This window comes from Aeromonas sp. QDB14 (genome assembly GCF_027707845.1).
GTDB classification, from domain to species: domain Bacteria; phylum Pseudomonadota; class Gammaproteobacteria; order Enterobacterales; family Aeromonadaceae; genus Aeromonas; species Aeromonas caviae.
In genome coordinates, this window is sequence record NZ_JAPCJD010000069.1 from 1 (window position 1) to 22,347 (window position 22,347).

Annotated in this window: 28 protein-coding genes; 17 read left to right on the plus strand and 11 right to left on the minus strand. The window is 62.6% G+C overall.

From position 1 onward, the window contains the following. Nucleotides 1-114 precede the first annotated feature (114 nt). Nucleotides 115-1,452: a murein DD-endopeptidase MepM gene (gene mepM / locus PG887_RS17735; protein ID WP_270822440.1), complete on the minus strand. Its 1,338-nt coding sequence runs from the start codon at nucleotides 1,450-1,452 to the stop codon at nucleotides 115-117. 271 nt (nucleotides 1,453-1,723) lie between these two features. Here mepM and PG887_RS17740 point away from each other — a divergent pair, with 271 nt between their 5' ends. After that, complete coding sequence (locus PG887_RS17740) at nucleotides 1,724-3,025, plus strand: LapD/MoxY N-terminal periplasmic domain-containing protein (RefSeq protein WP_270822442.1); 1,302 nt, start codon at nucleotides 1,724-1,726, stop codon at nucleotides 3,023-3,025. Next, nucleotides 3,022-3,963 carry a TAXI family TRAP transporter solute-binding subunit gene (locus PG887_RS17745; RefSeq protein WP_270822443.1) on the plus strand — a complete coding sequence of 314 codons (942 nt, stop codon included), beginning with the start codon at nucleotides 3,022-3,024 and terminating at the stop codon, nucleotides 3,961-3,963. The genes PG887_RS17740 and PG887_RS17745 overlap by 4 nt, the downstream gene beginning before the upstream one ends. Here PG887_RS17745 and PG887_RS17750 read toward each other — a convergent pair. Then, nucleotides 3,958-4,632, minus strand: coding sequence for a transglutaminase-like cysteine peptidase (locus tag PG887_RS17750; protein ID WP_104455202.1), 675 nt, complete (start codon nucleotides 4,630-4,632; stop codon nucleotides 3,958-3,960). The genes PG887_RS17745 and PG887_RS17750 overlap by 6 nt on opposite strands. Before the next feature lie 76 nt (nucleotides 4,633-4,708). After that, nucleotides 4,709-5,647, minus strand: a complete 939-nt coding sequence (gene znuA / locus PG887_RS17755) for a zinc ABC transporter substrate-binding protein ZnuA (RefSeq protein WP_270822445.1) — start codon at nucleotides 5,645-5,647, stop codon at nucleotides 4,709-4,711. Between the two features lie 94 nt (nucleotides 5,648-5,741). Here znuA and znuC point away from each other — a divergent pair, with 94 nt between their 5' ends. Beyond that, a complete protein-coding gene (gene znuC / locus PG887_RS17760) occupies nucleotides 5,742-6,506 on the plus strand; it encodes a zinc ABC transporter ATP-binding protein ZnuC (RefSeq protein ID WP_048209009.1) in 765 nt (254 codons plus the stop codon). A gap of 9 nt (nucleotides 6,507-6,515) precedes the next feature. After that, nucleotides 6,516-7,295: a zinc ABC transporter permease subunit ZnuB gene (znuB, locus tag PG887_RS17765; protein WP_010672803.1), complete on the plus strand. Its 780-nt coding sequence runs from the start codon at nucleotides 6,516-6,518 to the stop codon at nucleotides 7,293-7,295. Nucleotides 7,296-7,399: 104 nt separating this feature from the next. Here the strand turns inward: znuB and PG887_RS17770 are convergent, their stop codons facing one another. Continuing rightward, nucleotides 7,400-8,317 carry a LysR substrate-binding domain-containing protein gene (locus tag PG887_RS17770; RefSeq protein ID WP_042014956.1) on the minus strand — a complete coding sequence of 306 codons (918 nt, stop codon included), beginning with the start codon at nucleotides 8,315-8,317 and terminating at the stop codon, nucleotides 7,400-7,402. Nucleotides 8,318-8,408: 91 nt separating this feature from the next. Between PG887_RS17770 and PG887_RS17775 the strand changes: the two genes are divergently transcribed. Then, the gene (locus PG887_RS17775) at nucleotides 8,409-9,266 is read left to right on the plus strand and encodes a DMT family transporter (RefSeq protein WP_270822447.1); all 858 of its coding nucleotides are present in this window, start codon (nucleotides 8,409-8,411) and stop codon (nucleotides 9,264-9,266) included. Here the strand turns inward: PG887_RS17775 and PG887_RS17780 are convergent. Continuing rightward, on the minus strand, nucleotides 9,263-9,853 hold the full coding sequence (locus PG887_RS17780; protein ID WP_041214394.1) for a uracil-DNA glycosylase family protein: 591 nt from the start codon (nucleotides 9,851-9,853) through the stop codon (nucleotides 9,263-9,265). The genes PG887_RS17775 and PG887_RS17780 overlap by 4 nt on opposite strands. Before the next feature lie 102 nt (nucleotides 9,854-9,955). On the opposite strand from PG887_RS17780, the gene rarD reads away from it, so the two are divergent. Both rarD and PG887_RS17790 read left to right on the plus strand, forming a co-directional pair. Further along, nucleotides 9,956-10,849, plus strand: coding sequence for an EamA family transporter RarD (gene rarD / locus PG887_RS17785; protein WP_266139960.1), 894 nt, complete (start codon nucleotides 9,956-9,958; stop codon nucleotides 10,847-10,849). Continuing rightward, nucleotides 10,846-11,181, plus strand: coding sequence for a GIY-YIG nuclease family protein (locus PG887_RS17790; RefSeq protein ID WP_202016060.1), 336 nt, complete (start codon nucleotides 10,846-10,848; stop codon nucleotides 11,179-11,181). Before rarD ends, PG887_RS17790 begins: the two co-directional genes overlap by 4 nt. A 50-nt stretch (nucleotides 11,182-11,231) precedes the next feature. On the opposite strand, the gene pspG is transcribed toward PG887_RS17790, so the two are convergent. The 4 genes from pspG to PG887_RS17810 all read right to left on the minus strand — a co-directional run bounded on the left by pspG (nucleotide 11,232) and on the right by PG887_RS17810 (nucleotide 13,304). Further along, the gene (gene pspG, locus PG887_RS17795) at nucleotides 11,232-11,450 is read right to left on the minus strand and encodes an envelope stress response protein PspG (protein WP_010672797.1); all 219 of its coding nucleotides are present in this window, start codon (nucleotides 11,448-11,450) and stop codon (nucleotides 11,232-11,234) included. 47 nt (nucleotides 11,451-11,497) lie between these two features. Continuing rightward, nucleotides 11,498-11,704 (minus strand): PspC domain-containing protein, encoded by a 207-nt coding sequence (locus PG887_RS17800; protein ID WP_128272301.1) that lies wholly within the window; start codon nucleotides 11,702-11,704, stop codon nucleotides 11,498-11,500. 1 nt (nucleotide 11,705) lies between these two features. After that, nucleotides 11,706-12,368 carry a phage shock protein PspA gene (gene pspA, locus PG887_RS17805; protein WP_270822452.1) on the minus strand — a complete coding sequence of 221 codons (663 nt, stop codon included), beginning with the start codon at nucleotides 12,366-12,368 and terminating at the stop codon, nucleotides 11,706-11,708. A 207-nt stretch (nucleotides 12,369-12,575) separates the two neighbouring features. Beyond that, nucleotides 12,576-13,304: a 1-acylglycerol-3-phosphate O-acyltransferase gene (locus tag PG887_RS17810; RefSeq protein ID WP_039039739.1), complete on the minus strand. Its 729-nt coding sequence runs from the start codon at nucleotides 13,302-13,304 to the stop codon at nucleotides 12,576-12,578. Between the two features lie 163 nt (nucleotides 13,305-13,467). On the opposite strand from PG887_RS17810, the gene PG887_RS17815 reads away from it, so the two are divergent. From PG887_RS17815 to PG887_RS17830, 4 genes are read left to right on the plus strand one after another with little or no spacing between them, the layout of a single operon-like run. Further along, nucleotides 13,468-13,848, plus strand: a complete 381-nt coding sequence (locus PG887_RS17815; RefSeq protein WP_270822453.1) for a hypothetical protein — start codon at nucleotides 13,468-13,470, stop codon at nucleotides 13,846-13,848. Between the two features lie 54 nt (nucleotides 13,849-13,902). Beyond that, nucleotides 13,903-15,945, plus strand: a complete 2,043-nt coding sequence (locus PG887_RS17820; protein ID WP_270822455.1) for a protein-disulfide reductase DsbD family protein — start codon at nucleotides 13,903-13,905, stop codon at nucleotides 15,943-15,945. A gap of 10 nt (nucleotides 15,946-15,955) precedes the next feature. After that, nucleotides 15,956-16,696 carry a DsbA family protein gene (locus PG887_RS17825; protein WP_010672791.1) on the plus strand — a complete coding sequence of 247 codons (741 nt, stop codon included), beginning with the start codon at nucleotides 15,956-15,958 and terminating at the stop codon, nucleotides 16,694-16,696. A gap of 3 nt (nucleotides 16,697-16,699) precedes the next feature. After that, complete coding sequence (locus tag PG887_RS17830) at nucleotides 16,700-17,224, plus strand: protein disulfide oxidoreductase (RefSeq protein WP_270822456.1); 525 nt, start codon at nucleotides 16,700-16,702, stop codon at nucleotides 17,222-17,224. Between the two features lie 76 nt (nucleotides 17,225-17,300). Here PG887_RS17830 and PG887_RS17835 read toward each other — a convergent pair whose 3' ends face one another. After that, nucleotides 17,301-17,711, minus strand: a complete 411-nt coding sequence (locus PG887_RS17835) for an EF-hand domain-containing protein (RefSeq protein ID WP_270822457.1) — start codon at nucleotides 17,709-17,711, stop codon at nucleotides 17,301-17,303. Nucleotides 17,712-17,978: 267 nt separating this feature from the next. Between PG887_RS17835 and atcJ the strand changes: the two genes are divergently transcribed. The 4 genes from atcJ to atcC are packed head-to-tail and all read left to right on the plus strand — an operon-like array spanning nucleotide 17,979 to nucleotide 20,523. After that, nucleotides 17,979-18,263 carry a cold adaptation protein ActJcold adaptation protein ActJ gene (gene atcJ, locus PG887_RS17840; protein WP_024943298.1) on the plus strand — a complete coding sequence of 95 codons (285 nt, stop codon included), beginning with the start codon at nucleotides 17,979-17,981 and terminating at the stop codon, nucleotides 18,261-18,263. Nucleotides 18,264-18,286: 23 nt separating this feature from the next. Beyond that, on the plus strand, nucleotides 18,287-18,829 hold the full coding sequence (atcA, locus tag PG887_RS17845; protein WP_103243784.1) for a cold adaptation protein AtcA: 543 nt from the start codon (nucleotides 18,287-18,289) through the stop codon (nucleotides 18,827-18,829). Between the two features lie 12 nt (nucleotides 18,830-18,841). Then, a complete protein-coding gene (gene atcB, locus PG887_RS17850; RefSeq protein WP_270822459.1) occupies nucleotides 18,842-19,609 on the plus strand; it encodes a cold adaptation protein AtcB in 768 nt (255 codons plus the stop codon). An 11-nt stretch (nucleotides 19,610-19,620) separates the two neighbouring features. Further along, the gene (atcC, locus tag PG887_RS17855) at nucleotides 19,621-20,523 is read left to right on the plus strand and encodes a cold adaptation protein AtcC (RefSeq protein WP_270822460.1); all 903 of its coding nucleotides are present in this window, start codon (nucleotides 19,621-19,623) and stop codon (nucleotides 20,521-20,523) included. Nucleotides 20,524-20,624: 101 nt separating this feature from the next. On the opposite strand, the gene PG887_RS17860 is transcribed toward atcC, so the two are convergent. After that, nucleotides 20,625-20,948 carry a hypothetical protein gene (locus tag PG887_RS17860; RefSeq protein ID WP_270822461.1) on the minus strand — a complete coding sequence of 108 codons (324 nt, stop codon included), beginning with the start codon at nucleotides 20,946-20,948 and terminating at the stop codon, nucleotides 20,625-20,627. A 247-nt stretch (nucleotides 20,949-21,195) separates the two neighbouring features. Here PG887_RS17860 and PG887_RS17865 point away from each other — a divergent pair, with 247 nt between their 5' ends. Next, nucleotides 21,196-21,447, plus strand: coding sequence for a hypothetical protein (locus PG887_RS17865; RefSeq protein WP_039039818.1), 252 nt, complete (start codon nucleotides 21,196-21,198; stop codon nucleotides 21,445-21,447). A 148-nt stretch (nucleotides 21,448-21,595) separates the two neighbouring features. Beyond that, entirely contained in the window at nucleotides 21,596-21,970 is a 375-nt protein-coding gene (locus PG887_RS17870) for a hypothetical protein (protein WP_270822462.1), read from the plus strand. Nucleotides 21,971-22,347 lie beyond the last annotated feature (377 nt).

Below are 22,347 nucleotides of genomic sequence, written 5' to 3' on the forward strand. Positions count from 1 at the left end.
CCGGAACTAGTGATTGGTTCCGGATTGTCCTACAGCAGAAGGATCGGTCAATGGATCCTTAACTGATCAGCATTGCGCCAGTTGGCGGGGCCTTTTTCGTCAGGAGGAAGCCGTTCAGCCCGCCTCCATCTCTTTCCGGTAGCTCTTCACCTTGGTGAGGAACTGACGCTTGTCCTTGCCGGAGAGCGGCTCCGCCATCGGCAGCTTGATCTTCATGGGATCCACCGGGCGGTTGTTGATGCGCACCTCGTAGTGCAGGTGAGCACCGGTGGAGCGGCCCGTGTTGCCGGAGAGGGCAATCTTGTCACCCATCTTCACCTTCTGGCCCGGCTTGACCAGCAGCTTGCTCAGGTGCAGATAACGGGTCATCAGGGTACGCCCGTGCTTGATCACAACATAGGTGCCTGCCAGCGGGTGGCTGGTTGCCTTGAGGACCACACCATCACCGGTCGCCATGATGGGCGTGCCTACCGGCAAGGCAAAGTCGGTCCCCTCATGGGGCCGGACCTGCCCGGTAATGGGATGACGGCGATTCGGGTTGAAACTGGAGCTGACCCGGTAACGGCTGTGAGTCGGATAACGGCGGAAACCGCGCTCCAGGCTGTTTGCCTGACCGTCATAATAGTTGCCATCTTCCGACAACCAGGCTGACACGGCCTTGCTCTGGCTGAACACCTCGACCCCCAGCAACTGGGTATTGCCCGTACTCTTGCCGTCGACCGTCTCCTGACGGACCAGCACCTTGAACTTGTCACCTTTTTTCAAATCCTTGGCGAAGTTGAGGCGCCACTGGAACAGGTTGGCAATCTTCTGGATGTGGTTGGCCGGGATACCGGCATTGCGGGCGCTGACGTAGAAGCTGCCGTTGATGACACCGTCATAGCTCTTCTGCTGCCACTCTACCTCTTCATTGAGCATGTTGGCGCTATAGGTGTCGTCGGTACGCTCCAGCACCAGGGTCTGCTTGATGTTCAGGCGGATCTTCAACTGCTGCAGAATGTTGTCCTGATCGATCAGCAACTCGATGGTCTGACCGGGTTTGAGACGCGCCAGGTTGTTCTTGGCATCCGCATCCAGCACCTTGTAGAGGGTGGTGGTGGACAGCCCCAAGTTGTTGAAGATGGTGGTCAGGTTCTCGCCGTTGCGAACCCGGTAATCTTGCCATTGAGGCGTGGCATCGGCCGGGATGTCGTCTTCGGGAGCGGCTGACTCGACCAGCTCGTGATCCGGAATGTCGTTGAAGTCGGTGTTGTCTTCGTTGGTTGCGGTGCCCGTGGTGGCGATCGGCAACTCCAGACGCAGTGGCCGCTCCAGGATGTCACCGGGAGCTGGCAATACGGCTACCGCTGACAGCGTCATGGCCGTGAGCAATAGCATGGCATAGAAATGCTTGCGGGGAACCGGGGGTTCCCAATTGGCAGCCTGGGCTACCAAGGGACGGAGACGTTTCATCCGCTATCCTGTTATTAGATCTAAGGGTGGTGGTTGTGGGTCTGTTTTTATGAATTTTTATTATGAAAAACCGAATATCTGGCTTTTAGACCTAAATACTTACAAAAAGTTCATAGCTCCATGCACGAAACTCACATTTTATGCATAACCTTCCAGCATGGGCAGAAATGATCGTCATTTTCAGCCATTTTTTTCTATTTTTAAGAACCAAGTCCGGTTGTGGTGCTCTCCGGCCCAGAAAATGTTGCAAAAACATCTCCATGGAGTGGGTATGTCATTGGCAAAATTGTTAAATGTAATCATCCTGATCCTCTTCACCATCGGCGCCGCGCTGCTGCTCGTGCTGGAGATCACGACGGTACGACAGTCTATTCTCGACCAGATGTCGGCCAACCTTGAAACCGCCATCACCGCACTGGGGCTGGTGCTGCAGGGCACTCTGCTCAACGATGACAAGGTCCTTGCCGAGACCATAGTGAACGCCATGTTCGACGGAGGCTTCGTCAACTCCGTCGTTCTGCTGGATCCGGATGGCCAGGAGCTGTTCCAGAAGGTGTTCCACACCGCACAGCAAAATGTTCCAGGCTGGCTCCCCTCAGTTATCGACATGCCACCGGTCAAGATTGAGCAGGAGTTGACCGACGGCTGGCGCATTCTCGGTACCCTCACGCTCGAGGGACACAAGGGTTACGCCTACCAACATCTGTGGAACGCCATCAGTCGTACCGGACTTGCGCTGCTCGCCGGCCTGCTGGTGTTCAGCCTGGTGATCACCTGGGTGTGCCGCCGCCTGCTGCGCCCCCTCGAACAGATCAGTCTGCAACTGGCCCGGATCCGCAAACGCCAGTTCAGCGGCAACCTGCCAACCCCGTGGCTTCGCGAATTGCAGGAAGTCGTTGTCTCCATCAACCAACTGGTCTCTGAACGCAAGCGGGACCTGCTGCAACAACGGCTCAAGATCACCCAGCTTGGCAAGCACGACGCTCTCCCGACCCACCAGAAGCTCGTTGGTCTGGTCGACACCAATGGCAACACCTATCAGCAGCATTTCTTCTCCACTCAGGGGAGTATCAGGCTCTACAGCCGCCTGCTACCCAAGCACCCCCCCACCACGGACAGCTCGCCGGATGAAATTCGGGGGCTGCTCAACGACTGGCTGACTCAGAAGGCGGAAGGACTTCAGCTGCCTCTCAGCCTGCTCGGCCACCCAGACTGGGCGCAGTTTGCCCCCGTGCTGACCAGCGCTCGTGGCAAGACGCTGGACTGGCGCTGGGACCTGGCGATCTTCCCCCCTCTGGCCGAGGAACGACTGACCGCACTCCAGTCCCAGGGGATTGAGCTGGCATTCAGCAACATCCCGATGAACAACGACAATCTGGCCAGGCTCGACCCCATCAGACCTGTCTTCATCAGTTGCCAGCTCACCCAGTCCCCCCTTTATTGGAACCTGCTCTCCCAATGCCTCCATGCTTCCGGCTACACCTTGCTGGCGGAAGCCGGCGACGTAAGCGATGTGGACATGCTGCGCAGTTGGGGCATCGATGGTTATGCCACTCAGGAGAATGCATCATGAGGATCCCGCTGCTGCTGCTCGCCCTGCTGTGGCAACCGACCCTGCACGCGACCACCATGACCATAGGCACAGGGGGGGAGCAAGGCATCTATTATCAGGTCATCAAGGAGTTCTGCAGACTGGCCAAAAAAAGTGACCCCACGATGCCCTGCAAACTACAGGCCAGCTCCGGGTCCATCGAAAATCTCCGCCAGCTGAAAACGGGAGAGGTACCCTATGCGCTCGTCCAGTCCGACTGGCTCTATCAGGCCAGCCAGGGCACCGGGCCTTTCGCTGCCCAGCCACAACCCGAGCTGAGGGCGCTCTTTGCCACCCACGCCGAACCTTTCACCATAGTGGTGCGAGCCGATGGGGATATCACCACCCTGGAGCAGCTCAAGCTGGCCCCCATCGACATGGGCCTGAAGAGTTCAGGGACTCGTCAAACGGCATTGGCCCTGTTCAATGTTCTGGGCACAAAGGAGCAAGATCTCGATTTGAAGAGCGTCGCCAATCTCTCCGAAGCGTTGTGCAATAAAAAGATCGATGCCTATGGCCTTGTCATGGGTCATCCCAACCGCATCGTGCTGGACACCGCCAAGCGCTGCGCCGTGCGCTTCCTGGCGATCGAGGGGCCCGTAAGGGACCAGCTGCTCAAAGGGGTCAGGTATTACCAGCGCAGCCAGGTGCCGGCACGCATCTACCCGGGCAACCTCAAGGCAACCCCCACCTTCGCCATCGCCGCCACCCTGGTGACCAATGCCGCCACTCCCGATGACGAGGTCTATCGGCTGACCCGGGCCATGCTGAGCCAGCAAACCAGTTTCAACGAACAGACCTATGGCTATGCGAACCTGTTTCACAAGGCGCGCAACAAAATAGGCCCGGTGCTGAGTGTCGAACAGCATCCGGGCGCGGGAAAATATTTCGAGGAGTTGAAGGCGGCGGGCAAGTTATAGCTGGCGACGGGGGGAGCGCAGATGCTCGCTGGAGAACCGGCTCTGCATCGAGGTCCACTGGGCCAGGCGATCGGCACTCCCCGCCAGGGTTCCCTCGCGGCGGGATTTCATGATCCAGATGCTTTTGGCATCGAAACTGTAAACCGGCTGCAGATCATTGCGCTTGCTCCCCGGCAGGATGCGGCCATTGATGTTGTCCAGCACCAGGGGATCTGACTTGATGGTCGGGAAGTACAACGTCACCATGTGGAACTGGTTGTAACGAATTGCCTTCACATAGGCCAGCCGCAGCTTCTTCTCGTCGACCCCCAGCTCCATCAGGGTGTAGTACTTGGCGATGCTGTAGTCCTCGCAATCCCCCCCTCTCGCCCCGATGAACTCCAGCGGATTGGCCCAATAATCATCATCCCCCCACAGTCTGGGATCCTCGCTGTAGGTCAGGTTGTTGAAGTAGTTGTTCACCAGCTCCAGCTTCTGCTGGTCCGTCGTTCCGGCCCTTGGCGTCAGCAGACGAGAGAAGGCCTCGGACCGCTGGATCGCTCTGGCGCCATAGACCGCCTGCATTTTTGCCCTGAGTTCCGGGCTGGCGATGTGTTCGGAAAGACCGGATGCCTGTATGCCGGATCCCAGCAGGGTCAGCGTGCAGGCAGAGATGAGCAACCATTTCATGACTGACACTCCATATCAGATGCTGGAGGTCAGTATAGTTGGCCGCGCCGCCTCTATCGTCAATGTCGGGCAAGGCCTAGCGGCACTGGGCGAAGGCATCCGCCAACTGCTGCATGAATTGCGGATAACCGTCCGGACCGAGCGGCACCCGCTCGCCGACTTCGTCCAGCAGCAGCACCTTGGCCCCGGTATTGCGGGCAACCGACTCGATCACCGCCGGGGAGAACTGCGGCTCGGCGTAGATGCAGCTCGCCTTTTTCTCTTCCAGCGCCTTGCGGATGTCAATCAGCGTCTTGGCTCCCGGGCGACGCTCCGGGCTCACGGTGAAGTGTCCCTTGGAGCTCATGCCGTAGTGACGCTCCCAGTATCCATAGGCTTCGTGGAACACGAAGTAGCCCTTCTGATCCACCGCCTTCATCTGCACGGCGATCACCTTGTCCAGGGCGTCAACCTTGCCCTCGAAGGCCGCGAGATTGGCGGCATAGTGCGCCTGGTTGGCAGGATCCAGCTTGCCCAGTTCGGTCGCGATCGCCTTGGCAATCACCTTGGCCTGGGTTGGACCCAGCCAGATGTGGGGATCCACCCCTTCGTGGTGGTGCCCTTCATGGCCCTCGTCGTGCGAGCCGTGGTCGTGGGCGGCATGGTCATGATCCTTCTCATCATGGTGATGATCGTCATGTTCCCCCTGGGTCGCATAGTTGTACAGCGGCATGCCGGGAACCTGGGTCAGGGTCAATACATGAGGATGCTGGGCCAGGGGTTTGGCCATGAAGCCTTCCAGCTCGGGACCGACCCACACCACCAGATCGGCCTCCTTGATATTGCGCATGTCGGAAGGGCGCAGGGAAAAATCGTGGGGCGACGCACCGGTGGGCAGCAGCACCCCGGGCTCGCTCACACCATCGGTGATCGCCGCCGCGATGAAGCCCAGGGGCTTGATGGTGGTCAGCACCTCGAGGGCACGGACAGGCAGACTCACCGCCATCAGGGCAGTGATCAAAGCAAGAATTCGCATAGAGGTCTCGTCAGGGTGTGTGTGTGTGATAATATAACAAACCAACATCACTGTTATATTATAACTCTCACAGGCTGTAAACCCCGGAGCTGTCATGACCCAACTGGTGGAGCTGAAAGAGGTCTGTCTCTCATTTGACGGACGACTCGTGCTCGACAAGGTCTCCTTTACCCTGAACAAAGGCAAAATCACCACCCTGGTCGGCCCCAACGGGGCGGGCAAGAGCACTCTGAGCAAGCTGGTGCTGGGCTTGCTCCGCCCAGATTCGGGGGACATCGTCCGCCGCCGCGATCTGCGGGTCGGCTATGTACCCCAGCGCCTCTATCTGGACCCCACCCTCCCCCTGACGGTGCGCCGCTTCCTGCAGCTTGGCAAGAACAGCCGCCTCTCCATCGAGGAGGCGCTCAATCGGGTCGGCGCCCAGGATCTGCTGGACAACCGGATGCAGAAGCTCTCCGGTGGCGAGATGCAGCGGGTACTGCTGGCCCGCGCCCTGCTGGTCAAGCCCGAGCTGCTGGTGCTGGACGAACCGGTGCAAGGGGTAGATATCACGGGCCAGATCGAGCTCTATGCCCTCATCAGCCAGCTGGCCGCCGAGTTCCACTGCGCCGTGCTGATGGTCTCCCACGATCTGCACCTGGTGATGGCCAGCACTCACGAGGTGATCTGTCTCAATCGCCACGTCTGCTGCCACGGCGAGCCGGAGAGCGTGGCCCGCCACCCGGAATTTGCCCGCCTGTTCGGGCGACCGGAGCGGGAGGTGCTGGCGGTCTATACCCACCATCACCACTGCGATGGCGAACACCATCATCATGAACCGCAGGCTCCCGTCATCCGCCTGCCCTCTCGCAACAACTAGGATCTTCACGTGGACAGCTTTCTGTTATACGCCCTCGCGGCCGGACTCGGCATCGCCCTGCTGGCCGGGCCGCTTGGCAGCTTCGTGGTGTGGCGCAAGATGGCCTATTTTGGCGACACCCTCTCCCATGCCTGCCTCTTCGGCATCGCCCTCGGCATCCTGCTGCAGGTGGACCTCACCCTGGCGGTTGTGGTCTGCTGCCTCGCCATGGCGATGCTGCTGGTGATCATGAGCCGCAACCAGCAGGTGGCCACCGACACCCTGCTCGGCATTCTGGCCCACAGCGCCCTGTCGCTGGGTCTGGTCACCCTGAGCTTCATGGACAACGTGCGGGTGGATCTGATGGCCTACCTGTTTGGCGACCTGCTCTCGGTGCAGCCCATGGACCTGCTCTGGATCTACGGCGGCGGCGCCCTGGTGCTGCTCACCCTGTGGCGGCTCTGGGATCCCCTGCTCTCCATGACCATCTCGGAAGAGCTGGCCCGGGTGGAAGGGGTGCGGGTAGATGTGCTGCGCTGCGTGCTGATGCTGCTGATAGGCCTGGTCATCGCCGTGGCCATGAAGTTCGTCGGGGCGCTCATCATCACCTCCTTACTGATCATTCCCGCCGCCACCGCCCGCCGCTTCAGCCAGACCCCGGAGCAGATGGCCGGCTTTGCCGCCCTGACAGGCTGTCTTGCCGTGCTGGGGGGCCTTGCCCTCTCCTGGTATCAGGACACCCCGGCCGGTCCCTCGGTCGTAGTCTGCGCCACCACCCTCTTTGTACTGAGCCAGTTCAAGCGCACCTGACCCGCTCCTGATGGCCCTGGTCTCGCCAGTGCCATCAGGCCTCCCGAATCAGACTCCTGCGTCGTGGGCTGTGCCGTCCATTCTGCATAGGGCGCCCAGCACGTTCAGACGCGCCTGAGAGGCTCGTTTTCCCCGGGTCTCAGGCTCGCCTGCGACTCCTGCCACAGCCACTGACGCAACCGGCTGATGGCGGGTTCATGGGCGCGCGAGCGCTTGAAGACGAAATAGAAGTTGTCGCCGGTCTCGAGGGCGTGCAGGGGCAGCCGCACCAGACGCGGATCTTCCGGCTGCAACATGTAGTCATTGATGAGCGCCATTCCCTGGTCCCAGTTCGCCGCCTCCAGCGCGAGCAGGATATGGCTGAAATGGTGCACCCTCGCCTCGGGGGGAATAGTCAGCCCCCCCATTTCGGCCCAGCGCCGCCAATCTTCCCCCTTCTCGCGGTAGATAGCCTGGATGGAGAGCAGCGGCAACTGCCACAGGGTGGCGGGCCACTCCCCTTCCACCTGCTGCCACATCCGGCGACTGCACACCGGCATCAGCCGCTCCCGATAGAGCAGATCGTGCATGTAGCCCGGCCCTTCGGGGGAGACGGTGATGAAACCGTCCGCCACCCTGTCGGAGAGCTCGGGATCTTCCGCCACCATCTCCAGGCTGAGATCCAGCTCGGGATAGAGCTGGCGCAGCCCGGCCAGGCGCGGGATCAGCCACTTCACCGCAAAGGAGCTGTAGACCGCGAGCCGCACCCGCATCTCGCCTCCACCGCGCAACTGCTCGCTGCTCTGGGCAATCTGGACCAGCCCGGCGGCGATCCCCTCGAAATAGATCTCCCCCTGGGGCGTCAGGGAGAGCAGTCGCCCCTGGCGCAGCAGCAGCCGCTCCCCCAGAAAATCCTCCAGCAGACGGATCTGGTGACTGACCGCACTCTGGCTGACATTGAGCTCCAGGGCGGCGCGGGAAAAACTCAGCAGGCGGGCAACCACCTCGAAATATTGAACGGCGCGCAGGGGGGGCAGCTTCATTATCCAAATTTCTCATGCGTGATGATTTTTTATCATTTTACTGGATAACAGGCCGCGGGCTACCTTCCCCTCATCTGAATCTGGAGGTGGTATGAATGCAGTCGGGATAGGCATCCTCTATCTGGTGCTCGGCAACATGGTGGCGGTCTTCTCCGATGCCCTGGTCAAGGTGCTGGAGCCGGACCAGCCCATTTTCCAGTTTGTCTTTTTCCGCCAGCTCTCCGCAGCCCTGCTGCTCGCCCCCTGGCTGCTCTGGTCCTGGCGGCGCAACCCGCCGGTAGCCATCAAGTGGCACCTGCTGCGAGCCCATATCTGGGCCGTCGGTGTCTGCCTGATGGTGGTCGCCCTCACCCGGCTGCCGCTCGCCACCGCCAACGCCCTCTTCTATGCCGCCCCGCTGCTGATGGTGCCGCTCGCGGTCTGGCTGGCGGGGGAGGCACTCTCGCGCCAGAAGGTGCTGACGGCGCTGCTCGGCTTCGTCGGAGTGCTCATCGTGCTGCGCCCGACCGAGGTAAACTGGGCCGCCCTGGCGGCGCTCGGGGTGGCGCTCTCCCTGGCGGTCAACAACCTGCTGATCAAGCGCATCCCGCTCCAGCAGCCCATCGCCCAGACCCTGTTTTTCACCAATGTGCTGAGCATGCCCTTCATCCTGGCGCTGGCCTGGTGGGAAGGGGGCGAGTGGCAATGGCAGATGTGGTGGCCCGCCTTCGGCTCCTCGGCGCTCATCATGGTCTATGCAGGATTGTGCGTGATGGCCTACCGCAAGGCGGAGGCGAGCAAGATCGCCTCGGCGGAGTACACCGGGCTGCTGATGGCGGTCGCCATCGGGGTCTGGCTGTTTGACGAACAGCCAAGGCTGCCGCTGCTGCTGGGGTGCCTGTGCATCATACTGCCGCTGGTCGCCATGGCCCGCAGCAAGCCCAAGCCCCAGGCCGAGCCGGCGCTCTAGCCTGCCGGGTCAAGCAGGGGGGCGACCCGCTGCTGCAGATGGGGGATCACCCCCTGCTCGAACCAGGGGTTCTTCCTGAGCCAGAGGGTGTTGCGCGGGGACGGGTGCGGCAGCGGCAACCAGGCCGGGCCATAGTCCGCCCAGTGTCGCACCGTCTCGGTGAGCGATCCTTTCGCCGCCGCCCTCAGGTAGTAAGCCTGCGCATACTGGCCGATGAGCAGGGTCAGCTCGATGTTGGGCAGCAGCATCAGTACCTTGTCGTGCCAGGTGGGGGCACATTCCGGGCGCGGGGGCAGATCCCCCGACTTGCCCCTGCCGGGGTAACAGAGCCCCATGGGCATGATGGCGATGCGGGATTCATCGTAAAAGGTGGCCTTGTCCACCCCGAGCCACAAGCGCAGCCGATCGCCGGAGGGATCGTCCCAGGGGATGCCGCTGGCGTGTACCCGGGTGCCGGGGGCCTGGCCGATGATGAGCAGACGGGCGCGCTCGTTGCCGCGGATCACCGGCCTTGGGCCGAGTGGCAGGTGGGCCTCGCACAGGCGGCAGGCCCGGATCTGTTCAAACAGGGGATCGAGTCGGTTCATGGGCCCGATAGTACCAGAGTTTTCTCCCCGCTCCCGCTTGTGAAAGGAGCGGCGGATACTTATCATGCAGCCGCCATTGTTTAGTTTAATAAACGGAGAGAGATGAAGAACTGGATGGGCACCGGCAGCGCGGCCCTCTCATTCGTGCTGTGGGGCATGCTGCCCCTCTATTACCAGTTCATGCCCGAGATCAACATGTGGGAACTGCTCTCCCACCGGGTGCTCTGGTCCGTGGTGCTGCTGGGAGGCCTGCTTCTGCTCCTCGGCCAGCGGGTGCCCTGGGGGGCCCTGCGCGGCGATCCCCGGCAGCTCGGCCTCGTGCTGCTGGCGGGCCCAGTGATGTCCATCAGCTGGTGCATGTTCACCTGGTGCCTGACCACGGGCCAGGTGCTGGCCACCAGCCTCGCCTTCTTCATGACCCCACTCTTCAACATCGCCTTTGCGGTGCTCTTCCTCAAAGAGAAGCTCACCCCGCAAAAACACCTGGCGGTGGCGCTCGCCCTGGCGGGGCTCGCCTACATGCTCTTCTCCTACGGCCAGCTGCCCTGGTTCTCCCTCGTGATGGGGGCCAACTTCGCCCTCTACGGCCTCATCAAGAAGAAGGTGAGACTGGACGCCGGTACCAGCCTCTATCTGGAGTCCCTGGTGCAGTTGCCCGTCGCCCTTCTCATCATCGTCTGGCTGACCTTGCAGGGCACCAGCCAGTTTATGGCCGGTGACTGGACAGATCGCCTGCTGCTGATGGGCAGTGCCCCCGCCACCCTGCTGCCGGTGGGGCTTTTCTGCTATGCGGTGGCGCGCACGCCCATGAGCACGGTGGGGCTGTTGCAATACATAGAGCCGAGCCTCGCCTTCCTGCTCGCCCTCTTCTGGTTTGGCGAGATCCCGGATCCGGTGAAATCCGTGGGCTTTGCCTTCGTCTGGGCCGGCCTGCTGGTGAGCCTGCTGCCCCTGCACCGGCTTGGGCGCCAGCGGGCCAGGTGGCGTACCTCGTGACCCTCGCCACCACCACTCCCTCCCGCTGGTTTGTCTATCTGGTGCGCACCGGCACCGGGGCACTCTATGCGGGGATCAGCACGGATCCCGAGCGGCGACTGCGTCAGCACCAGAACGGCAAGGGGGCCAGAGCCCTGCGCGGCAAGGGCCCCCTCTCCCTGGTATGGCAGCAGGAGGTCCCCGGCAAACGCGAGGCGCTGCGCCTCGAGTACCGCCTCAAGCAGCAGAGCAAGGCGTTCAAGGAGCGCCTGGTGCACGAGCCGGCGTTGTGGCACGGCTGGAGCCTTTCCTGGCTTGCCACCCCGCACACCGACCCTGTGTCGCCCCCATAAAAAGGGCCACTGCAAGCAGTGGCCAAGGAAGGATGCGAAATCAGGGAGGCTTAACGGTAGGTGTTCGACTGCTTGCGCCTGTTGCTGAGGAGCCAGCACACCACCAGCACCACCAGCAACCAGGGCGCCAGCTTGATGATGAGGGCAAACATGCCGGCCAGGGCGCCAAACAGCACGAAGACCCCGCTCACCAGCAGCATGGCCAGCACGGTGAATCCGGTCAGCGCCATGCCGATCAGCACCAGGATCAAGACGATAAATTCCAGCATGTTGTGCTCCTCACGGGCTTGCACTTGCCGACGGAGCGATCCGGAGATCACCCCAGCCAGCGTTGAAGTTCACGGCGGGGAGGCATGACGAGCCCCCCCACCAGATAGAGCGCCAGGGCCAGCGGCGGCATCAGGATCAGGGCGAGCAGGGCCACCACCCGCACCGTCACTCTGGACACCCCCAGCCCTCTGGCAAGACCGGCGCAGACCCCGGTCAGCTTGCGATGGGCGAGATCCTTGGGCCAGGGTGTCATGTTATGCCTCCACCTTCTGACCCTTGAGCCGGGCCAGCTCCCGCTCAATCTCGTCGTTCAGCTCCAGCTCGCGGAACTGGGCCTCGAGGGACGGATTCTGCCCCAGGGTCGCCGCCTCCAGCTGGGCCTCCAGCTGATCGACCCGGTTCTGGAAGCCGTCGAAGCGGGCCACCAGCTCGTGCATGCGCTGGTTGTCCACCTGGGCACGGGCGCGGATGCGGCTGTGGGCGGTCTGCTCGCGCAGGGTCAGCATCTTCTGCTTCTCCCGCGCCTCGGTCAGCTTGGCCGCCAGTCGCTCGCTGTCGGCGGTGAGCTGGGCCAGCACTTCGGCCACCCGCGCCTTGTCCTCTTCCAGCCGTTCGCACTGCTTCACCTCGGCCAGCTTCTCGGTGAGGGCGGCGCGGGCGAGATCTTCCCGGCCTTTCTGAATGGCGAGCTCGGCCTTGGCCGACCACTCCTGGATCTGGTGGCGCAGCGCCTGCTGATGGCGCTCCAGCTGCTTCTGTTCGGCGATGACGCGGGCGGCCTGGGTACGCATCTCGATCTGGACCTGCTCCATCTCCTCGATCATCAGCCGCAGCATCTTCTCCGGCTCTTCGCTCTTGTCGAGCAGGCTGTGCAAGTTGGCATTGATCACGTCGGTCAGGCGGCTGAATACGCTCATGGTCTGGCTCCTTGTTGATGGGGTATCACTCTCTTCCCATGACATTACAAGAGCCGTGCCAGAATGCTTTTTTCCTTTATTTACAATTAGATGAAAGTTAACGATGGATGTTCAACGGATACGGCGTGGTGAAAAAAACCAACAAGATGGTGATTTTCACCAATAAAAAAGGGAGCCAGCGGCTCCCTCTCTTCTCTGCAACCGGGCTCAGGCCGCCGGCCGATGGCCAAGCTTGCCATCCAGCTCCGCCAGCTTGGCTTCCATCTTCTCCCGGCAGGTGTCGGAGAGCTCGCGGATGCCGGCGGCGCCGTGCTCCTTGCTGCACACCGGGGCCATCACCTCCAGCAGCACCTCGCCGTTGTCCCAGCGGTTGAGATCGACCTGACCGAAGTAGCTGGAGCAGACGATGGGCACCACGGGCACCTCGGCCTGGACGGCAGTGTGGAAGGCCCCCGCCTTGAACGGCAGCAGACCACGCCCCTGGGAGCGGGTCCCCTCCGGGAACATCCAGATGGAGGTGCCGCGATGCTTGATGCGATCCACCACCTGGCCGATGGTGCCGATGGCGCGGGAGCGGTTGGAGCGGTCGATCAGCACGTTGCCGGAGAGCCAGAAGATGAGGCCGAAGAAGGGGAGCCACAGCAGGCTCTTCTTGCCCACCGCCACCACGCCGGGCTGCACGGCGCCGGTCACGGTGAAGATGTCGTAGTTGCTCTGGTGATTGCAGACGTAGACCGCCGGCCCCACCGATTTGACCTCGTCGGCCACCGTCACCCGGACCTTGAGGCCGATCAGCGGGCAGACCGCATGATACATGCGGGCGAAGACATAGACGTTGTTCGGGTGGCGCGGGCGCACCAGACAAAGCAACAGGCCGAACAGGAACCAGAAGACGAGCAGCAGTGCCAGCAGCAGCACACGGGCAAGTTTGAGCATCGAACACCTCGGAATTTGACTCGGCGCAGTATACTGGTCCCCCTTTTAGCGAACAAGCGTTCGCCAGACAGAACCGACCAGCCCCGGACGCCACCGGCCACCCCGGCTTGCCCCACCCGCCATTGCCCGCTAGGATGTGGCCATCTTGATGAACGGGGCGAGCATGATTTTGCAACAACGCGCGGCGACACGACTCCTGCTGCTGGTCTGCCTGCTGGTGCTCAATTGCGCGGCCCAGCCGCTGGCCCGCCTCGCCCTGCTCGATCACGCCATGAGTTGCCAGACCCTGCCCCAGTTCGCCTCGGCCGACGACCAGGCCGACAAGAGCACGCCCGCCAGTGTGCAGCCCAATAGCTGCCAGCTCAACGGCAAGTGGCTGAGCGCCGCCAGTCTGTTGTGCGTGGAGCAACTCTTCTTCGCCATCGCCTTCGTGATTGCCCTGCTGGTACCCCTGTCACGGCGCGCGCCGGCACTGCCTCCCCCCATCAATGTCTCGCCGCCGGAGCGGCGACTGCACCTCACCCTCTGCGTCTGGCGGGAATGAGTTCAGCCGCGCTTTTTCAGCCTGCTGTCACTCATTTTTTGCGAGACCCAACACATGTCGAATCTCTTCAAGGCGGCCCTGCTACTGGGCAGCCTGCTATGGCAATCCAGCGGATTGGCCAGCGATACGGGGTGGCTCACCCGCCCCCAGAACAGTCACGCCAAGGTCAGGCTGCAAGCCGACCGCAGCGTCCCGGATCAAACCCGCATCCTGCTCGATGTCCAGCTGGAGTCCGGCTGGAAGACCTACTGGCACAGCCCGGGTGAAGGGGGCATTGCGCCCCAGATCCTGTGGGATGAGCCGGTCGGCGACTTCCAGTGGCACTGGCCCACGCCGCGCCCCTTCGAGGTAGCCGGGCTCAGCACCCAGGGCTATCAGGAGCAGGTACGCTTCCCCCTGAGCCTGGACTACCCGGCCGGGCAGCCGCTCAAGGGCACCTTGCGCCTCTCCACCTGCAGCAACGTCTGCATCCTGACCGACTACCCCTTCACCCTGACGGTGGATGGGCAGGCGCCGGCCGGTTTCGACTTCGCCTGGGCCCGGGCCATGAGCACCCTGCCACAGACGCTGCCTGCCGACACCCGGGTCGAGCTCGGCTACCAGCACAACCAGCTGCAACTGCGGGCCGAGCGGGTCGAGGGGTGGCAGACGCCTGCGCTCTTCATCGATGCGCTGGAGGGGGCCGAGTTCGGCAAGCCCGCGCTCGAGGTAAGCGGCACCACCCTGATCGCCCGTGTGTCGGTCAGCGACGGCTGGCAGGGGGATGCCCCTGACTTGCGCGGCCAATCCCTCGGCCTGCTGCTCGGTAGCGGCGAGCAGGCCTGGCAGACCCGCGCCACCATCGCCGATCCCCTCGCCCTGCCGGCCCCCGAGCAGCCACTTCTCTGGCTGCTGGGGGCGGCACTGCTCGGCGGTCTCATCCTCAACCTGATGCCCTGCGTGCTGCCGGTGCTGGCTCTGAAACTCGGCACCGTGTTGCAGCAGAAAGAGAGCGAACAAGGAGGCGTGCGCAAACAGTTCCTCGCCGCCAGCGCGGGGATAATCACCTCCTTCTGGGTGCTGGCGGCCATGAGCAGCCTGCTGCGCGCCACACAAGGGGCGGTCGGCTGGGGGATCCAGTTCCAGAGCGCCGGTTTCATCGGCTTCATGGTGCTGGTCACCCTGCTGTTTTGCGCCAACCTGCTGGGCTTGTTCGAGATAAGGTTGCCCAGCAACCTCAACACTCGCCTCGCCACCCGCGGCGGCGAGGGGCTCGGCGGTCACTTCCTGCAGGGGAGCTTCGCCACCCTGCTGGCCACTCCCTGCTCGGCCCCCTTCCTCGGCACCGCGGTGGCCTTTGCCCTGGCGGCGCCCCTCGGCCAGCTCTGGCTCATCTTCACGGCCCTCGGCCTTGGCATGAGCCTGCCCTGGCTGCTGGTGGCGGCCCTGCCGCGCCTCGCCCTCTGGCTGCCCAAACCGGGCCGCTGGATGGGGCGACTGCGCATCCTGCTCGGGCTGATGATGTTGGGCTCCAGCCTCTGGCTGGCGAGCCTGCTTGGCAACCATCTGGGCAGCACGGCCACCGGCTGGCTGATGGCCGCCATGGTGCTGGCGCTGCTGATGGGCATCCTCTGGCGCTATGGCCTGCGCGGTTTCACGCTGGCCCTCTCTCTCTCGGCACTCATCGGCGGCGCCCTGCTGCTGGGGGGCGCCCTCACGGTGAAAGGGGGTGGCAGCGTCGATCGCATCGCCTGGCAGCCGCTCTCCGAACAGGCCATCGCCGACGCCCTGGCCCAGAACAAGCGGGTCTTCGTGGATGTCACCGCCGACTGGTGCGTCACCTGCAAGGCCAACAAATACAACGTGCTGCTGCGTGACGAGGTGCAGCGCTCCCTGTCGGCCCCGGACGTGGTGGCCCTTCGCGGCGACTGGAGCCGGCCGAGCGATGCCATCTCCGCCTTCCTGCGCCAGCGTGGCGCCGCCGCCGTTCCCTTCAACCAGATCTACGGGCCCGGCCTGCCGGAAGGGGAGATCCTCTCTCCCCTGCTGGACAAGGCCGACTTGCTCGACAGCTTGCACAAGGCCGGCCTCGTTCAGGCCGATGCCACCCATTTCTAAGGAGAATGCCATGAGACTGCGAACCCTGACCCTCTGCACCGCCCTGGTAGCCGCCACCCTAGGCACCCCTACGCTGCACGCCGCCCCCTTCACCCCGGAGCAGGAGGCCCGCATCAAGGAGCTCATTCGCGAGACCCTGATCGCCAACCCCGGGATCCTCGACGAGGCAGCCGAATCCTGGGAGAAACAGAACGCCGCGACACAGCAGGCCCAGATGGGTGACTTCATCAAGGGCAACCAGGACGTGCTGTTCAACAGCCCCACCAGCCCGCGCCTCGGCGCCAAGCATCCCAAGCTGACCCTGGTGCTGTTCACCGACTACAACTGCCCCTACTGCAAGCAGTTCGACCCGGCGGTCGCCAAGCTGCTCGCGGCCTATCCGGACGATCTGGGGCTGGTGATCAAGTTGCTGCCGTTCAAGGGGCAGACCTCCGCCAAGGCGGCCCAGTACAGCCTGACCCTGTGGCAACAGGATCCTGCCCGCTTCCTCCCACTGCACGACAAGCTCATGAGCAAGCAGGGGATGCTGACCGAGACGGACATCAACAAGGCGCTGGCCGCCACCGACAACCTGACCCTCAAGCCCGCAGGCAAGGCCACCGAAGAGCTGCGCAACAGCCTGCGCATCGGCACCCTGCTCGGCGTGCAAGGCACCCCGGCGACCCTTATCGGCAACCAGCTGGTGCCGGGTGCCATTCCCTATGACGAGCTGGAGCAGCTGGTGAAAGCCGAGCTGGCCAAGCGGAGCTAAGCCATGGCCGAGGATGCAGGCATAAAGGCCCCCCGCTGGCGCCGCTGGGGCAAGGAGGCGCTCTGGCTGCTGCTGATGGCGCTCGTCATCACCACCCTGGTGGATCTGTGGCGCAGCCCCACCCTGCCGGCGGGGGCCATGGAGGCCCCCTTCACCCTGCAGGACGGCACCACCACCACTCTGGCCGAGCAGAGCCGCGGCAAGCCCCTGCTGGTCTACTACTGGGCCAGCTGGTGCGGGGTGTGCCGCTTCACCACTCCCACGGTGGAGCAGCTCTGGCAGGAGGGTGAAAATGTGCTGACGGTGGCCCTGCGCTCCGGCAGCGATGAACCGTTGCGCGCCGGGATGGCGAAGAAGGGGCTGACCTTCCCCACCCACAACGACGAGTCCGGGGATCTGGCCGCCCGCTGGCAGGTGGGGGTGACGCCAACCTTCCTCGTCATCAAGGATGGGGCTCTGGTGAGCAGCACCACCGGCTGGAGCAGCGCCTGGGGGCTCAGGTTGCGGCTGCACTGGGCAAGCTGGTAGCCCCCTTCATGCCAGAGATGCAAAGAGCCCGGTATCGCTACCGGGCTCTTTTTCATCAGAGGGCTGACAACCCGCCCTATTGGGCGGCCTCCATCGCCCGCTTCTCCAGATTGGCCTTGATATCGAGACGCTCAGACTCTCCGATCACCCCGTCACCGTTCTTGTCCAGGCGAGAGAAGAGCGCCTCCTGCCGCGCCATGAACTGGGCCCTGGAGGTCTCCCGCGACGGCTTGAGCTGGCTCATCCGCTCCGGGACCGGCTTGCCAGCCTGTTGCATCACGCCAGCCAGCTTTGCCAGGTTGGCCTCTTTCTCGGCAACCGACAGCACGCCGTCACCGTTCTTGTCCTGCAAGGCGAAGCGCTGGGCGGCGCGATCCATGAACTGGGCCCTGGTGACATCCCCCATCAGCGGCGAGGCGGGCAATATGTCGCTGGCAGAGGCGGCACTGCCTGCCAGCGCGAGCACGAAAAACGCGGACTTGACCATGGCGATGACTCCTTGTGACGGCAGAATCCGGATGGTTCGGACAAGAGGGGGCCGGGCAACGCCGGGGCCTGCCGCCCCCCTCTGCCAGTGTAGTCCCGCCGCCATCTCGCACCGCCCGCTCTTTTCGTACAGAAAGACCGCACTTTCATGGCAGAGGCGCCGGCTTTCCGTTAAAATCTCCGGTTTTTGCCGAGCCTGGTTTGCCGACGTTGCGCCACCAGGTCGACACAGGATGAATTCCACCATGCCAGTGAGGCAGGATCCGTCATGAACAACTACTTCCGGGTGTTGGGCGTCAAGTCCAATGCCAGTGAAAACGACATCAAAAAAGCCTATCGACGGCTGTCGAACCAGTACCACCCCGACAAGCTGCACGGGGCGAGCGAAGAAGAGAAAGAGCAGGCAGCCGCCCGGCTGCACCAGGTAAAGCAGGCTTATGAAGTGCTGTCCGATCCGAAACAGCGGGCCGCCTTTATCAAGGATTTCAACAACGTCATCGTGACCGATCCCGCTGCTGCCATGCAGGAGATGTGGGACCAGTTCTACCCCTGAGCCACCAGGCAAGAAGAGCGACTATGCAAAAAAAATGGGACCAGGCACGGCTCAAGGCCCTGCAAAGCGATGCCAGCGAGAACATCGAATCCTACCGGGATCAGGACGACCCCAAGGGGCTCGAGCAGTTCACCGACCAGATGAAGGCCCTGCTGCTGGCCGACATGAGCATGCTGGAGTTCATGCCCGAATACCTGCCGCTTGCCCTCTATGGCCGGGTGCAGTTCCCGCCCAAGGCCAAGTCGCAGTGGAACAAGTGGCTCGCCAGCGGCGAGCAGCCCTCTTGGGACGAGTTCAAGGTGAGCGTCGGCTTCAGCAACGCCGTCCTGCCGCTGGTCAAGGCGGTGCGGGCCCAGAGCGAAGATCAGCTGATGGAAGCCTGCGCCGTGCTGTTCCTGCTGGACAACCCGCTACCGCGCGGCAGCCACCGCGGCGATGACGACTATGAGCTGCGGGACGAAGAAGAGGAAGACGGGGAAGATGCCGACGCCGACTACCATGGCGGCAGTGACCGCTATGGTGATGACGACGGCGATCAGGATATGTACGACGAAGTCCGTTTCTAATTGGGGCAAGGCATGAGCAACAGTCTGATAGAAATTACCGCCATCGAGATCAAAGAGCTGGCCGTCATCGAGCCGAAGCAGGCCAGCGAGAAGTTCGAGCTGATCGCCAAGACCATGTCTGACGACCAGTTGGCAGAAGTGATTGAAAATATTGATATCGTTACCCTGGCCCAGATCAACGGCCAGCACGACATCTCCTTCCCCTCCATCATCTCCGAGCTGATGACCCCGGAGCGGATCCGCGACATCGTCTGCCAGCAGCCCCTCTACTGGGAAGAGGCGATCAAGAACAACGCCGACGAACTGCAACAGCACACCTTCGACTTCCTCAACTACCTGATCCGCACCCAGGAGAGCGAGGCCAAGCAGCGGGAGATCCTCGAGTGCGTGGCCGAAGATCCGGCCGGTCTCTTCTACCTCGCCATCCCCTTCATCGAGTTCTATCGCGGCGATCGCTATGAAGAGGACGAAGGTTATCGCGACGTGCTGCACGCCGAAGAGGAAGATCTCGAAGAGTCCCTGCGCTACAGCGAGCGCCAGCAGGCCGAAGACAGCCACGACTATGCGCTGGACGACCCGCGCAGCCTCTTGATGCTCATTCGCGAGCTGGCCCCCGAGGTGGAAAAATCCATCAAGTCGCTGCTGCGCAACGAGCACTCCACCTGGGACGGCATCATCAACAAGTTTGCCGCCGAGCTGGTGATGCAGGCCAAAGAGAAGAACAAGGTCGAGGAAGACGAGTACGGTGACGTCGACGACATGTTCAGCTTTCTGGATTAAGGAGCCCATTCATGCAGTTAGTCATTCGCGATGCCAACCAGGGCCCCTTTCTGACCCAGGTGCTGCGCTTTGGCCGCGACAACGAACTCTTGAGTCAGCAGCAGCTCGCCGCCATCAAAGGCAAGGCGGTGCTGATGAGCCTCAAATTCGCCGACAAGTACTACAACAAGTACAAGATGCACCTGCTGGAGCAAGCGGCCCACGACGTCATCGGCGTGGTGAGCCTCGGTCTGCAGGAGCTCTCCCAACGGGATCCGGCCAAGGCACTGGCCCTGTTGCAGGCGCCGGAAGGCCCCATCAAGCCGTTCCAGAAGGGCTGGTCCATGCTCATCACCGTCAGCCCCAAGCAGGCTGGCAACAGCCTCTACGGTGACGTGGATGCGCGCCTGCTGGACAAGATCTCCAGCCCCCCCGATGTGGAGGAGTGGCAAGGGTGGCAGGAGTACGAGAAGGCGCTGACCGAGCACAACAAGAGCCGCCTGATGGCGCTCATCGACCAGCACTTCTTCGCCTGCGAGAGCGACCACCCCACCATGGAGGACAAGCTGGCCGAGGCCCTGCTCTACCGCATCCTCTGCGGCAAGGGCAGTGGCGCCGCCCCCCTCAAGGTGAAGCAGGATCTCAAGCGCAAGCTGGCGCGGGAGATTGAGCTCGACGAGGGCTGGTACGACACCGACTACCTCGCCGCCCAGCTCACCCTGATGCTGGGCGCGCTCCCCGCCGACATGGCCGCCGCCCTGCGTCAGGAGCTGAGCCCGGGCTTTGTGCCCAACCTGCTGCATACCCTCGGCTTTGTGCGCCAGTACCAGCAGTTGCAAAAAGAGGACGCCTCGCCGGAGAAGCTCGACAACATGGAAATGCGCGCCGGGATCCGCCACCCCCTGCTCGGCTGGCCCCTCTACCACGACTTCTAAGGGGCCATACCCCCTTGCAGGACGGCACTTGCCTCTCCTCCCACAACGCCCGGCTTGCCGGGCGTTGTCATCTTTGCAGCTCGCAGATGGCGGCGCCGACCCTATCGGGCAATGGTCCACATGGCGCTCTGCATCCCGGTCTCCCGAAAATCGATCACCACGGGATAGTCGTTGCCACAGCCCGTCACCGTCCAGCGCTCCTGCCAGTGGCGACTGCCCGGCTCCCCCTCGGGAAGTTGCAGTACCACGGGCACGAAACGCTCCGGCGCGTCACACCCCTTGGTGTCCACCCAGGATGCGACCCCCACCATGGCATCACGGATCAGCTGCTGATTGGCCAGGGTACCTTCCTGCACGGGTTCACTCGGACTGGCCTCGGCCTGGCACACCAGGGGAAAAAGCAACAGCAGGGCACAGGGTCTCATCACACCTCCAGAGGGGTCAGTCAAAAAGTGGTTCGTTCGGGGCTTTAATCATGACCCGAAACGGCGCCAGACAGAAGAGGCCACCAGGGGGGAAGCAGGCGCAGGATCCGGGGCGCAGTGGCGTGCACGAAAGGCGGACTACCTCCTAAGCGTCATTGGCCCACATTTTGTCAGGGATATAATGACTCCCCCATACAAACCGCCGGGGAGCCAGGCCGTGAGCAGAAAGCCGGACCGCATGACCGCCATGCAGCAGATCATCGACGCCGTGAAGGCGGAATTTCCGCTCTATCAACCGGATACCTTCAAATGCGGACCGGACAACACCTGCATCGGCTGCCCCAAGAAGCTGATGGAGCTGGTGGATACGGACCTCTGCTACTGGCAATATCAGATCGATCGCGGCATCCCGCCCAGCTTCGACGAGCTCAACCGCTTCGGCAAGATGTGCAAAAATATCCGCCGGGCCCTGGTGCGCAATGGCCGCATTCCCGCCTGATGAGAAGCAATATGCTGCCTTCATCGGTTTTTTGTGATGGTTTTATCCACCAGAATGAATCACCACCTTATTTAATGGCTAGGCATGCCTTGCTCACCGCCTATCGTGCTGATGGCCGACGCAGGTTCATTGCCCCAAGGAGCACAATATGACTCAGGAAAGCATCCAGACCCGCTACACGCTGGATCCCGCCCTTGCCAGCGCCGCCGAACTGGAGCAGGTCATCGCCCGGGCCATCGAGGCCAACAAGCAGGACTTCTTCCCCCTGCTGGAGCGGCTGGTGGATGTGGGTGACAGCCGGGTCAAGCTCAGCCAGAAGGATCCCCTGCGGGTGCTGGGGGTGGAACTCGACGAGGCTCGCACCGGCGGCACTGCCCGCCTCAGCTACGAATCCAACTTTTCCGAGAGCTGCCGCCTTATCGACGAATACGACCAGCACCAGACCAGCGTGGCCTTCACCCTCGACGGGGATCAGCTCGTCTTCGATGTCGAACTGCCAATCGCGTGGAATTTCAATAACTGAGATTCAGCGGTGTCATGCCGCCTGGTTGCGACATCCGACCGGCCAGATCCCCTCACCCTAGCCCTCTCTCAAGGGGAGAGGGCTAGGGTGAGGGGACTGTATCGCGCTAGCCTCACGCCATGGCGGTTACTTCATATCCCAGCGGTTATTTCAGACTGTTGAACTCTTCCCCCATATAACCGTCGCCCTAATGCCGACGTCCAACCAAGCCACTACCATGATCCTGAATAGCTGCGGTTTGAGCTCCCTTCTCCCCGCGCGGGAGAAGGGCTGGGGATGAGGGGCTGCAAAATGAAATTACTGTATGGAGATGGTATTCACCTGACAGTTGCCCACAAAAGGGAGTGGTCATACGGCTTCAAACCGGATAACAAAAC